Genomic DNA, 13,113 nt, shown 5'->3' with positions numbered 1-13,113 from the left:
CTATCCGCAGACTCACATCCAGCTGTGCATCATCCATATGGTGCGTAACAGCCTGAAATACGTATCCAGGAAGGACTATAAAGCCGTCACCAGCGGGTTAAAAGCAGTTTATCAGGCCCCGACCGAAGAGGCGGCGCTGATGGCGCTGGATGCGTTCGCGGGAGAATGGGACGATAAATATCCGCAAATCAGCAAAAGCTGGCGTGCACGTGCACACTGGGAAAACCTGAATACCTTCTTCGGCTACCCGCCGGATATCCGTAAGGCTATCTACACCACGAACACGATAGAATCGCTGAACAGCGTGATCCGTGCGGCGATAAAGAAACGCAAAGTGTTCCCGACAGATGACTCGGTGCGGAAGGTCGTGTATCTGGCGATCAAGGATGCGTCGAAAAAATGGAGTATGCCGATCCAGAACTGGCGGCTGGCAATGAGTCGTTTTATTATCGAGTTCGGTGACCGCCTGAGCGATCACCTTTAATACAGTGGCAGTTACACAGAATTACTGACAGGCTCTGCAGTGGTGGTCGGGCTATCTTGATGCAAACAGTGACGGCTATGTATCGGCTTACCAGTATGCCCACCGCCTGAAACCGGTGCCGTAATACAGTTAACTATCTGTATTCCGACTTTTTAGCCAATGATACGTAATTCCTTTGCCTCTTTATGGGGCAAAGGAATCAACATATATATCCATGATTTCAATGATAAGTTATTTATTGCAACAGGACAGATACTCATTTAATTTGTGTCAGCCTGGTCAACGGCAATACAATATTGCTCCCTTCAGGACAGCCACAGGCGACAATATCCCCTTCAAGAGCAATCGCTGTACCATTAATAAATTGTTGGTGTGGCCCTTTGGCAACAATATCACCGATACCTTTTTTACAGGCAGGGCAGGATGCCTGCATACCTATAAGCGCAACGGGGCTACCATCGTTTGTAACAATATCTATTCCCTGTAATACTTTTCCACCTGTTGATGTTGACGATGATTTAACTATAACAGCTCGCATAAGATTACCTCATATATTATTATGATATTTATTTGTTTTCCAGCCACTGTTTTAAATAATAAGCCCTTTCCTTTTCGTTTTTATTTTTTATTTTACTGCATATTTCATGGTATCTTATTCTTCCCACTAATTTAGCACATTCCGCACCTAAATAAGTAAAGTAATCATTTTCACTGATAAATTTAAGGACTAAGGAAAAAACTGCGTGTCGGTCTAAATTAGCAGGAAATTCGCTTATTCCATTAGTCACTGTATCTGCTATTTCATACCCTACAGCCGTTGAATATTCATCATGTGGTTCATTACTGGAGGTAGGATCTTGTGTTGCAAAATAATTTGCATCTTCTTTTTCAAGTTCAAGTTGACGCCCAATAATTCCCCAGTTAATATTTGAAAAACCTTCGTTACTATAAATACGCCCATCATTACCTATACGGATCATTTCAGCATAAAGTTTTTTTATTGGTGTTTTGAAATCATAAATACTAATAGCTGATCCAGACTGGTTCCATTCAACTGCATTGTCATAGTATTTAGTGTGAGAAACATATGGAGCATTAGGCGATGGTTCAAGACAATTACCATCTGGACCAAACACTTTCCGTCTCTGTTCTTCATAATATTGATAATCATAAAGATCAACGCCAAAACCAAATTTATTATGTTTAATCGACTCAAAGTTATCAATGCCGCCAGCTTTAAAACAGGTGTCATTTCTTCCTATAGAAGGTCCCATAACACCAAGCTTTCCTAACGCATTAAGATTTCCACCAGTAAACTTATCATGTATATCTTTTAACTTATCATGTATATCTTTTAACTCTTTATAATTATTTGTGCTGAATTCTTGAACTAAATCAAGAAAATAAGAAATAACGCTTTGCGCAATACTTAAATTTGCCATGATTACGTGATTTATATCATTGCTGTTATTTTCTTCTTCAACAACCTTTCCTAAGGACGAAATATTGACTCTTAACACTCCTTTCCAATAATTACTATCCGAATCAAAAAAAGCAGCAGAACCAATGGGATTAGCCCAAATCATGAGATAGTTTGCATTTTCAAATTCCTCTTTACTAATTTGAATTTTCCATGATTGTGTTTCATCAGAAATAGTCCACGGGAAAGAACCCTCACTGGGATATGGTTTTGTATTTCTCTCTAGATTATATATTTTATTGATTTTCAATGGGACAGAAAATTGCTCATCATATTCTTTTTTACTCCATAAACAATAATTTATATGTAAAATATTCTTATTGATATCGGCCACATTTGGTAACGGTTGATCTCCTTTGGATAGGATTATTTTTAGAAACCACCGTTCTAGTTCTCCAGCATTATTTTTCTCACTAAACGTATCACTCATGATTTTTTTCCTGTATTTCCTTGGCCGTATCTATAAACTGCCATTGTTTGAAACTCCAATGGTAATTAACATCATTTTCAGAACCGATGATTCTTATGTTTATATGTTCACTTCTATACTGGCAAATAAATTTTGCTAAAAACACATCCTTTACCAGCCATATCGAATAAGGTATAGTTAAATAGTTAGCCTCATCATATCCAATACAACCTACAGAACCAAAACCAATTTTATCATACACAGTAACATTTAATGTGTATTCATTCACATTAGAAGTAAACAAATTAACCGAACGCCATATAATTAATCTCATTCCAATTTCAATGCACAGGACAAAAAAACATACGATAAAAAATATTGACTTTACTTTTTTCACTTATTTTGCCTCAATCTTAACTATGGGGCTTTCAATTAAAACCTCTTCACTTCCATCTATTATTACTCTGGTTCCTTTGATATCTATTTGGCCATCATTTTTTAGCATTAATGACGCATTTCCAGCATGAAATTCTATGCCATCAGCCGCCTGGATTATTTTCATTCCGCCACAAATTTCCTTACTGTTTGTTCCAGAAACCAAACTCAATAATGTCCCTGCACTAATTGAAATCATATCTCCGGCGTTGATCAGCTTTGCCCCCATTACTGAACTGGTGTCTGTCAGGTTAATATGTTCCATTCTACTTCCCTGTACAAATGTGGTCATATTTCCAACTCCCGGTAGAATACCATTGGCTCCCATTGAGAATGCCAGTTGCTTCAACAGGGTTGCGGCATCATCCTGGAAAGCTGCCAGATTCATTTTACGGTAGCCATCCGTAAAATGATTACCTACCGACAAAACATAGTCTCCGCCAATACTGGTATTTTGAGTACCACCAACCTGCATAACCTGACTTTCATCCACCAGGATAGCACTGTTGCCCTGTACCTTATCCACAGAATGCCGTTTAGTCAGGCTGGTGCGATCATGGTTGATAACATGATTCATATCCTTCTGCGCATGAATATAAACCTCTTCCCGCCCGGTCATATCTTCAAACCGCAGCTCATTAAACCCGCTCCCTTTATATGTTTTTGAGCGAATGGTGGTCTGTGTTTTGGTTAGCGGCAGATCCCCTGGCGAGCGGTTATCCTGATGATAGGTTCGCCCCATGATGATCGGCTGATCCGGGTCACCATTCAGGAAGTCCACGATCACCTCCTGACCCACCCGTGGGATAGCCAGATGACCAAAACCCGCGCCAGCCCACGGCTGAGACACCCGTATCCAGCATGAGCTGTCTTCGTTCTCTTTGTGATAGCGATCCCACAAAAACTTAACCCGCACCCGGCCATGCTCGTCACAAAAAATTTCCTCTCCCTCCGGCCCGGTGACTACCGCTGGCTGCGGACCATCTACTTTCGGTTTGGGTAGTGGTGAAGAGCGCCAGGTTTTATCTGCGGGGATCGCCTGAAATTCGTTTACCAGGGTGGTACCTTCTTTATGCGTTCCCGGTGCAGCCTGCGGCTGCTCTCCGTGCAGTTCACTTGCCACTACCTGCCAGTCCCGGTTCAGATCGTCAGCCGGATGTTCGGTCAGCGTAAAACGTGCTCCCGGCCACAGTTTTGGCGAATTACTGCTCCCGGATGCCGTTTCAGCATCATTGCGCCATCCCTCTGTCTGATAGCGGGAAAAATCCCGTCCATGTTGTTCATCCTTGAAACGGCCCGGGTAATCCAGCTTTTCATACTGGTTACGCTGCCCGTTGAGACCGGGTGCATCATTACGGTAACGGGCCTGCCAGTGGGGGGCTTTAAAGGTGTAATCTTTGGTGATGACATAAGCCGGGCGGATCTGCGCGCTGTAACGAAAGCGGTTGATACACTCAGTGAATGTGCCACGGGGCTGCGGATTGAAGGGGACAGGAAATGCCTCCGGCAGGCAGACCACGCGGTCACAAAATACCAGCTTCTGCCGGGAGCCTTTTTGGGCATGTTCCTCATAAAAAAAGATGCCTTCCTCTGCAATCAGTCGGCAGAGAAACGCATAGTCGGATTCACCGTACTGCACGCAAAACTCCCGCGCCGGATGCGTTTCATCCAGCAGGTATGCTGTATCACCCACCCGGTTGTCATCAAGTAGTCGCTGAATAATGCTCTGGATATCTTGCTGCTGAAAATGACGAAAATTCTGCCGCAGGCTGCTGCGCCAGAGCGGGGGGCGAACCGTCAGGTTGTAGCCGGTTTTTCGCCCGTCATATTCACCGCGTTCAAATCCGGCGATCAATCCTGTCACATGGCGTAACGGCGTGCTGCCCTGCCAGATGGTTAATTGTGCCGTCTGTTCCAGTAGTGTACTGGCGTTCAGGGCGGTCCGTTCACTGACCGTATTGATTTCCAGCGTAAACAGAGAGAAGTAGGATTGTGAGAGGTGAAAGCGGGTGACAGCAAAGGTTTCTGTGGGCTGACCATCCACATCAACAGTAAAACGGATACCTGTCTGTGACATAAATATACCCTCAACAAAAAATTCGCCAGGGGAAACCAAATGTCAGTATATTTGTGAAAAAAAATTGTTTATTTGTTACTTAACTGACCTATTTATTATCACCGGGCATTAAGTTAATTAATGGAATCATCCTCCACAATAACGAATTGTCAAGCCATAAGTTTCTGGATTAATCCTTCCGTAAAAATAATGCCAGAACAGTTCATCCGTTCTTCTGAGTCTGTGATAATCTGTTGTGGTTAAAATATGATTTCTCAGGTACAGAATCAGATAATATAAACCAAACACATTCACCGGAGTTATATTATGACATCTGGAGAAGGTTACTATAGGGAAGAACTGGACTATATTCGCAGGTACGCCAGATTACTGGTGCAGGAAAATCCAGGCCTGAAACACTTTCTTGGTGATAAAGATGCAGACCCCGATACAGAACGACTGATGGAAACGTTTGCCTTTCTTTCCGGCAGACTACGCGAAAAGATTGAGGACCGGTTTCCCGAAATCACCGTGCCATTAATTAAGCGTCTGTGTCCCAATTACCTGCGAACCGTTCCCCCCATGACGGTTATCGAATACACGCCTGATAATACTCTTGCCACAGTGTGCGATATTCCCCGTGATGCACAGGTGATGAATGCACCCCGTAAGAATAGTGATCCCGAAGAAAATTATCTGATACCCGGCGCACCGGATGATCTGCCAGAAGAAGAAGAGCCGTCGTGTATTTTTACCCTGTGCCGTAATGTCAGGTTGCTGCCACTACGCATTCACGGCGTAAATAATTACAGTACACCTGATCAGGGCATCATTGATATCACCTTTGCGCCACTGCCAGGCAGCAGAATAACGGCAGCCGATCTCAATGGCATCAGTTTGTGGCTGGGAGATGAAAACATCATCAGCCGCTGGCAGGTTTACCTGTGGCTTTGCCGTTACCGGAGAGGCGCGGAACTGATTACCGGTGGACGACGTTACCCCCAGCCAGGGCTGGCGATAAAGCCTTCCGGGTTCAGGCATGATGAATCATTGCTGCCACAACCCGGTAGCCTTCACAGTGGCTACCGGATAATTCAGGACTGGTTTTGTTTTCCTGACGCCTTCTTCTTTTTTGATCTCAGCAGAATATCGCTGCCCGAGGAGATTATCTCCCGCCCCTTTACGTTGCGCCTTCGCTTTGATCGGCCATTGCCGGAAACCGTTCATCTAAGCAGACAATCCCTGCGCCTGCACTGTACTCCGGCGGTGAACCTGTTTATTCATGACGCCGTTCCTGTTATGCCTGATAACCCGCATCAGGAATATCCGTTGCAGGCCAGCCAAATCTGGCCCGGTTATTTTGATATTTTTCGTGTTGACAGCGTACAGGGGCAGGAGCGCAACACATTCAGGGATGATGACCTAGTCGCGCTCTCCCGCCATGGGAACACGAGCAAATGGCTGTCATCAGACAGCCCCCGGCGGCCCCTGGAATATCACCGGGAGCGCAGAATTATTTACTGGCAGCACAGCGTTCGCCGTTCGCTGCTTACTGCCAATCCGGCCCACTTTATTTCATTCCGCCATGCAGGCAACAGCATACCTGACGCCACCCTTACAGGGCGGAACCCCATTCAGATATCACTCATCTGCACAAACGGCGATCAGTCCTGCCGCCTGGCACCCGGTGATATCTGCATTCCTGTGGGGCAGGATGCATCCGCGGCCCCCTTTCGTAACGTCACCACGCCAACCCCGCCTTTACCGCCAGTGCCGGATGGCCCCCTGCACTGGTCGCTGCTCAACACTATGACGCTCAATTATCTGACCATGAATGATGTGGAGGTACTGCGCGATATTCTGCGTACTTTTGACCGCCATGGCATTCACACGCCATACAGCGCCCGTCTGTCGCCGGAAAAACTGAATGCGCTGGAAAAACTGGAAACCCGGCCCACAGATCGTGTCTTCCGGGACATTGTGGTACGCGGATTGTCATCCACGCTGTATGTCAACCCACAACCTTTCGCCTGCGAGGGGGAGATGTATCACCTAGGAACAGTGTTGTCGCATTTTTTCGCCCTGTACGCCAGTATTAATTCCTGGCATATGCTGACCATGATTAATACCCAAACCGAGGAGGTCTGGCGATGGACAGAGAGACCCGGTCAGTTTCCGGCGATATAACCCCCGCAGAAGCCACAACAAACCAGGATGAAACGCAGGCGTTGCGCAACGCCTGTTATGGTAACTTTTTTGTGGTAACTGACCTGTTGTATCGCAGCCGGAAAGATGCCGTTTCACTGAGAACGGAACCTGAACAGGAAAATGTGCATTTTCGTGCCAGCGCCAGCATTGCGTTTCCTCTGCGTGATATCGAAAAGCTGGATAAAAATGCTGCCGGGCAGTATGTGATGACCACACGTTTTCTTGGGCTATCCGGTAGTGCATCGCCACTGCCGGGTTACTACCTGGATGAGATGGCCTGGCAGCAGGCACAGGAGGGAAGCAGCGCGACAGCGGATTTTCTGAACCTGTTCAGCCATCGCTGGACTCAGTTTCTCTACCACATCTGGCAAAAATACCGCTGGCATGTCAGTTTTCGTAATGGTGGCACGGATGCCATATCGCAAAGCATATATTCACTTATCGGGCTGGGTAATCCGCGAGTACGTGAGCGACTGGATATCTGCCACAGTAAACTGCTGGCGTATGCTGGCATACTTGCCGGGACGGGGCGTTCGCCGGAAATTGTCTGCAACCTCATCGAGCATTGTTTTGACCTGTCAGATGTGAAACTGGAGAACTGGCAATTGCGCCGGGTGCCGATCCCGGCGGAACAACAGAACCGGCTGGGGATCAGTGAACTGACTGAGGAAGGGGTATTACAGGGCAAATCGGTGCTGGGGAAAAATTTCATCATCGGCGGGCATATCCCGGATCGCAGTGGTAAATTTTTGTTGTGTATTAATAACCTGAAACTGGAACGTTACCTGGCTTTTTTGCCGGAGGGGGAAGACTACCTGCCGCTGACCACGTTTGTGTCATTCCTGCTGCGCGATCAATTCGCCTGGGATTTGCGACTGGGGCTTGCACCGGACGAGATTAGTGGAATGTGTATGGGGGACAGGAACACCTCTCAACTGGGACGAACGATGTTTATCGGCAAACCACGCCGTGAGCATTTTATTACAATACGGGTAAGGGGATAATAAATAACAGAAACGGCGATCTTTCTGGTGAGGTACTGGCCCCGGTAAGTCTGCTCCGGGGCATCCTTATGCCCTCTTGCGACTCACTGCTAATCACAGTATTCTTAGCCTGCACCTGCAAAATCAGGCGTCGGGATTGACCTCCTGAAAATTTCACTGACGACACAATATTTTGTGCCGGGCACGGTCACACCTCAATGGTGGGATCGGGCGGGGGCATCGCAAGATGCGCCAGTGTCAGTGAGGCTGGTAAGGTCAACCCCGTCCGGTTCCACCACCCGTGAGATTGACCTCTCCAGTGGTGGGAATAACCCGTTACTCACTGGAGGTCGCCTTATGGCTACAATCCTCACAACTGACTATGATTTACTATCCGTTCCCTTCAGCGTCGCCACGGACTTTACCACCCTGGCCGGATACTGCGACCGCGTGGCTGAAACCTTAATCGAGTGCCGCGATCCGGTGCTGAAAATGGCGCTCTGCGGGCGGCTTTCTGCCTGCCTTGCGCTGCTGCGCCCCACGCTGAATGAACCACTCCCACCGCATCTGCTCGACGACTTCATCGCGGATAAGCTGCCTGATGCCTTCCCCTGTTTTGAACCTGATGAAACGCTACTTTGCGACTACTGTCAGGTTCTGACGCAGATCCTGACGGAACAGACGCTGCTGCCGGAAACTGAAAAAACACTGATCGGACTGATGTGTGAACTGGTCTGGTTTTTCTCGGACGGGCTGAAAGCTCCGCGCTGGCTGCGTACCGCTGACGGCGTGCAGGTGATTGACGGAGGCACATTATGAGGCAACCAGACTGGCATTCTGCCGACATTATCGCGGCGTTAAGAAAGAAAGGTACATCTCTCGCGGCGGTGTCACGCAGAGCCGGGCTGTCTTCCAGCACGCTGACAAACGCGCTGTCCCGCCCGTGGCCGCGCGGCGAAAAACTGATTGCCGATGCGCCGGGAATATCGCCGGAAATTATCTGGCCCTCCAGATACTTCAGTGACGAGGGTCATCGCATCGTGAGGATCAGGCGAAAATGATGCGACTGATGCGGTAAAAGCGGCTCTCCCGTTCTTTTGTCCGCGTTTGCTGGCAGTTTTTCATTCACATATTTACGACAACATCAAGGGGAAACTCAATTTCCAGAAAAATGAGTTTCCCCTTTCTGCGCCAGACATAAAGGTGTAGTCTTTCTCCTGCACTATCGCCTTCGGGCACCCTTTGGCTTCATGGTCTGAAAGAAGCCCCTGATTTATCAGGACGACCAGCCCACTACCGGTACGGACCTCTGCAATACCGGGACGCAAAATCCCCTGCGTCTGAGGCGAAGTACCTGCACACCGGACGGCTCCATCGTCATCGCTTAACGGCAACAGCTTTCACTGGCTGAACGGTTTCTTTTTGCCGGAATTTCTCCGGCCAATCTGTACCCTGCTGATGACCCTACCAGCGCCCTTTACATGACGGTCTGCGGCCTGCATTGCCGAAGGCTTTGCTGCCGCGTGACCGTCAGCCTGCACCAGACGGTTAATTTTCAGACCCTGCGTCAGACCAGGGCGTCAGTCGCTCACGCGCAGTGAGAGACTGACGCCCGCAGAAATTTTCATCTGCACCCGTCATATCAACGGTTCCAGCCATACGCGAGCTTCTGACGCCGCTTTTCAGCATTTATTTCAACTATTTATTCACAAAAGGAGAACATGAGCCAGTACCGGAGGGGGACCACCAGGACGGTCCGGGGGATGACCAGCACACGCTGGCGGCTGCTCTGAGAGCACCACCGATGCCCCGCAAAACCTCAACAGCCGTCGCCCCGGCGCTCAGGTACTGCTCGCAGCCCCGACAAAAATCAGGGGCTATCGGCCTACGCGCCGGGGAAAGCGGTATCCGTTGTTTGTTGTGGTGTTGTGAAAATCAGGAGTGAAAGAAGAGGAATACATAAAATGGGTATGCTGGAAAGAGAGATGAAAAACCTGGCGCGGCAGGCTGGCGGGTCGCACAAGACTGTCCATGACCGTATCGCCATGGCGGGGCGTTTCTGCGACCGCCTGATGGCGCTGAACGTTCAGATACGCTATGTCCACCATTTAAAGGCGAAGCATATTGAGGCATATATTCAGATGCGGCTGGCACAGGGCATTCAGAAACAGACGCTGCATAACGAAACGGCGGCTATTCGTAAAATACTGGCGCAGGCCGGGCGCGACAAGCTGGCGCAGAGCGAGCGGATATCCAATAAATCGCTGGGGCTGGCTGGCGTATCCCGCAACGGCACGCGCCGCGCCATCACGCCGGAACATTATCAGCAGGTACTGGAAGCTACCCGGCTGAAAGATGCGGGACTGGCGGCAGCACTGGAGCTGGCCCGGCTGATGGGATTGCGCTCGCAGGAAGCGGTGCGCTGTTGCCAGTCACTGCACACCTGGCGGGAAGCTCTGGCGCGCGGTGATACCCGGCTGACCGTTGTGTCCGGCACCAAAGGCGGGCGGCCCCGCGACACGATTATTCAGGATACTGGCGCAGTTAAACAGGCGCTGAATACGGCCATTGCGGTGGCAGAACGGCGCAACGGCAGACTGATTGACATGCCGACGCTTAAGCAGGCAATAAAATACTGGGGCAACCACCTGTCGCGAATGGGGCTGACGGGCAAATACTCCCCGCACTCCCTGCGTTACGCCTGGGCGCAGGATGATATCCGCCGGTATCTGGCGCGGGGGTTCAGCGAAAAAGAAGCGCTGGCAATGGTGGCGATGGATTTGGGGCATGGCGACGGGCGCGGTCGCTGGGTGAAACAGGTGTACGCGCACGAATGGCAGGAGGAATGACGGCTTTCATGATAGCTGGCGCATAGCCAGATTATCGTTAACAACGATAGCGGAGAATTTATTATTTTTCCCTGTCATCATCTGGCGCATTATCCTGTCGTCTCTGATGAGGTTTTCGGGGGAAATGAATAACCGTCATAACCCTGCATAAATTTTGGGGAAGAAATTTCCTTACGATTCACTTTCATAAAAAATAAATTCTGGTGCAGACTGACGTGGTGTATTTCTGAATAAGTTGCCTGCGCCAGAAAGGGAAAGGGCCATAAGGGTTAAGGGGCGATAAGGGTAACAGCGCCTGACCGGAAAGGGCCAAAACCAAAGGGCCAGAAACTGGCGCAGTTCTGAATGAGTAAAGCGGTGGAATGCTGGTGCAGATATCGGATTATCCAGGACGGGCGCAGATATTCTGGAGCATTAACAGGTCATTTCACTAAAATATCGTTTATTGAGTAACATTCCGGGGAATTTTTATTGATGTATTTTTATCCAGAATTATTTGGGGACAAATAACTTGGGGTGTTTTTCAGACAAAAAATTAAAGCAGATCCCGGTCAGTCAGGATCTGCTTTTTCATTTCTGATAAATTACGCTATTTCTGGCTCAGGCACATTTTGTGCTGACTGGAACAATATATACGAGATCCCCTGCTATATACCCCTCGCTGCCACGGAAGCCTCGCTGATCTGCCGCCCCCACCAGTCCATGACCGCCACCCGCTGCGCCAGATGCGTTGAACGATCATAGGGTTTCAGCATCTTAAGTCCGTCATCTTTGTCTCTGGCATGGGCCAGAACGGCATCCACAACATCCGCAGGAAACCCGGCGTCGATCATCGCCGTACAGCCCAGCGCCCGGAAGCCATGAGAAACCAGTTCGCCGCCAAACCCCATTCGCCACAGCGCTTTATTGACGGTTTCGCTGTTCATTGGCTGGCTGCGCTTCACCCTGCCGGGGAACACAAACGGCGAATGGCTGCCCAGGGATCTGAGCTGCTCCACCACCGCGATGGCCTGCGGTGACAGCGGCACTTTATGCTCACGGCGCTTCTTCATGCGTTCTGCCGGAATGGTCCAGATTTTCCGGTCTGTGTCGATTTCACTCCACATCGTTCCTGCTGCTTCACCGGGCCGCACCAGGGTCAGCAACTGCCATTTCAGCAGACAGCGTGTCATCAGCGCCAGGTTGGTGTTTTCAAAACGCAGCATCAGTTCCGGCAGACGCTCCGGGGGAATGGAAGCCATGTGCTGAGTTTTGGGTTTTTCGAACACATCGCCAATGGTGGAGGCCGGATTGGCCTCCAGTTGACCGGAATTAATGGCGAATTTCATGACCTCATTAATTCGCTGCGTCAGGCGACGCAAGGTTTCCAGCGCGCCACGGGCGCGGACCGGCTCAAGCGCCGCAATCAGGGTATGCGCTTTCAGCTCCGTCACCGGCGTCTGGCCGATGGCCGGGAAAACGTCCTTTTCCAGCGATTTCCAGATATCATCCGCGTGGACATCTGAAATGCCTTTCGTTTTTTTCAGCGCAAACCATTTTGTCGCCACATTGATAAACAGACTGTCAGTGGCGATTTTTTCCTGCTCCGCTGCCTCCTGCGCCAGTTTGCCGGGGTCCACGCCCTGAACCAGCAGCGCCAGTTTTTCAGCGTGCAGCGTGCGGGCGCTGGCAAGCGACATCACGGGGTAATGGCCTAATGTGAGGGTGGTGCGGGTGGCGGAGCCAGGGCGTTTGTAGCGGAAGCGCCAGGTTTTTTTACCGTTCGTTTTAACAAACAGGGTCAGCCCCTGCCCGTCGAACAGTTCGTAATCTTTGGCGGCGGGTTTTGCCTTCTGGACTTCGGAGGCGGAAAGCGGGCGGGTAAGAACAGCCATGCGGTCACTCCTTAAATGTCAGTGGAACTGGAACAGCCATGACAGTGAAAGAAGTGGCGGTAATATCCTGTTTCCGCTGGGTTTTCAAGAGGAAACTGAAAATGGGCCTACAAAATTTTCGTCATCTGCATGTAGGCCCATTCATCGGCCCATTTACGTCAGATTCCACGATATGCGATGGAACCCCTGAAGACGAAAAAAACCGTATCCCTTTGACAGTGATACGGTTTTCTTACTTCACGGGATGTTTAAAAACACCCTGAGAATTGTATGTGGCGGAACGGACGGGACTCGAACCCGCGACCCCCTGCGTGACAGGCAGGTATTCTAACCGA

At 49.5% G+C, this 13,113-nt stretch carries 12 protein-coding genes; 6 read left to right on the top strand and 6 right to left on the bottom strand.

Going from position 1 to position 13,113, the window contains the following annotated elements; translation table 11 throughout:
- Positions 1-484 (top strand): transposase (locus A7090_RS02100; RefSeq protein ID WP_198599558.1); only part of this gene is annotated, 484 nt, incomplete at its 5' end.
- Positions 485-740: 256 nt separating this feature from the next.
- Here A7090_RS02100 and A7090_RS02090 read toward each other — a convergent pair.
- From A7090_RS02090 to tssI, 4 genes are read right to left on the bottom strand one after another with little or no spacing between them, the layout of a single operon-like run.
- Complete coding sequence (locus tag A7090_RS02090) at positions 741-1,022, bottom strand: PAAR domain-containing protein (protein ID WP_105272845.1); 282 nt, start codon at positions 1,020-1,022, stop codon at positions 741-743.
- Positions 1,023-1,050: 28 nt separating this feature from the next.
- Positions 1,051-2,394, bottom strand: coding sequence for a hypothetical protein (locus tag A7090_RS02085; RefSeq protein WP_198599557.1), 1,344 nt, complete (start codon positions 2,392-2,394; stop codon positions 1,051-1,053).
- Positions 2,387-2,770, bottom strand: a complete 384-nt coding sequence (locus tag A7090_RS02080) for a hypothetical protein (RefSeq protein WP_105272844.1) — start codon at positions 2,768-2,770, stop codon at positions 2,387-2,389. Before A7090_RS02080 ends, A7090_RS02085 begins: the two co-directional genes overlap by 8 nt.
- The gene (gene tssI, locus A7090_RS02075) at positions 2,771-4,885 is read right to left on the bottom strand and encodes a type VI secretion system tip protein TssI/VgrG (RefSeq protein ID WP_105272843.1); all 2,115 of its coding nucleotides are present in this window, start codon (positions 4,883-4,885) and stop codon (positions 2,771-2,773) included.
- 306 nt (positions 4,886-5,191) lie between these two features.
- On the opposite strand from tssI, the gene tssF reads away from it, so the two are divergent.
- The 4 genes from tssF to A7090_RS02055 all read left to right on the top strand — a co-directional run bounded on the left by tssF (position 5,192) and on the right by A7090_RS02055 (position 9,116).
- The gene (gene tssF / locus A7090_RS02070) at positions 5,192-7,051 is read left to right on the top strand and encodes a type VI secretion system baseplate subunit TssF (protein WP_105272842.1); all 1,860 of its coding nucleotides are present in this window, start codon (positions 5,192-5,194) and stop codon (positions 7,049-7,051) included.
- The gene (gene tssG, locus A7090_RS02065) at positions 7,015-8,076 is read left to right on the top strand and encodes a type VI secretion system baseplate subunit TssG (RefSeq protein ID WP_105272841.1); all 1,062 of its coding nucleotides are present in this window, start codon (positions 7,015-7,017) and stop codon (positions 8,074-8,076) included. Before tssF ends, tssG begins: the two co-directional genes overlap by 37 nt.
- A gap of 336 nt (positions 8,077-8,412) precedes the next feature.
- Positions 8,413-8,874, top strand: a complete 462-nt coding sequence (locus A7090_RS02060) for a hypothetical protein (protein WP_105272840.1) — start codon at positions 8,413-8,415, stop codon at positions 8,872-8,874.
- On the top strand, positions 8,871-9,116 hold the full coding sequence (locus A7090_RS02055) for a helix-turn-helix domain-containing protein (protein WP_105272839.1): 246 nt from the start codon (positions 8,871-8,873) through the stop codon (positions 9,114-9,116). The genes A7090_RS02060 and A7090_RS02055 overlap by 4 nt, the downstream gene beginning before the upstream one ends.
- A gap of 72 nt (positions 9,117-9,188) precedes the next feature.
- Here A7090_RS02055 and A7090_RS02050 read toward each other — a convergent pair whose 3' ends face one another.
- Positions 9,189-9,383 carry a hypothetical protein gene (locus A7090_RS02050; RefSeq protein WP_105272838.1) on the bottom strand — a complete coding sequence of 65 codons (195 nt, stop codon included), beginning with the start codon at positions 9,381-9,383 and terminating at the stop codon, positions 9,189-9,191.
- A 636-nt stretch (positions 9,384-10,019) separates the two neighbouring features.
- Between A7090_RS02050 and A7090_RS02045 the strand changes: the two genes are divergently transcribed.
- Positions 10,020-10,904: an integrase domain-containing protein gene (locus A7090_RS02045; RefSeq protein WP_105272837.1), complete on the top strand. Its 885-nt coding sequence runs from the start codon at positions 10,020-10,022 to the stop codon at positions 10,902-10,904.
- A 647-nt stretch (positions 10,905-11,551) separates the two neighbouring features.
- Here the strand turns inward: A7090_RS02045 and A7090_RS02040 are convergent.
- Positions 11,552-12,778: an integrase domain-containing protein gene (locus A7090_RS02040; protein ID WP_105272836.1), complete on the bottom strand. Its 1,227-nt coding sequence runs from the start codon at positions 12,776-12,778 to the stop codon at positions 11,552-11,554.
- Positions 12,779-13,113 lie beyond the last annotated feature (335 nt).

It is taken from the genome of Escherichia sp. MOD1-EC7003 (genome assembly GCF_002965065.1).
Classification (GTDB): Bacteria; Pseudomonadota; Gammaproteobacteria; order Enterobacterales; family Enterobacteriaceae; genus Escherichia.
Note: the sequence above shows the minus strand (reverse complement) of the source record. Positions and strands in the feature narration are given on the sequence as shown.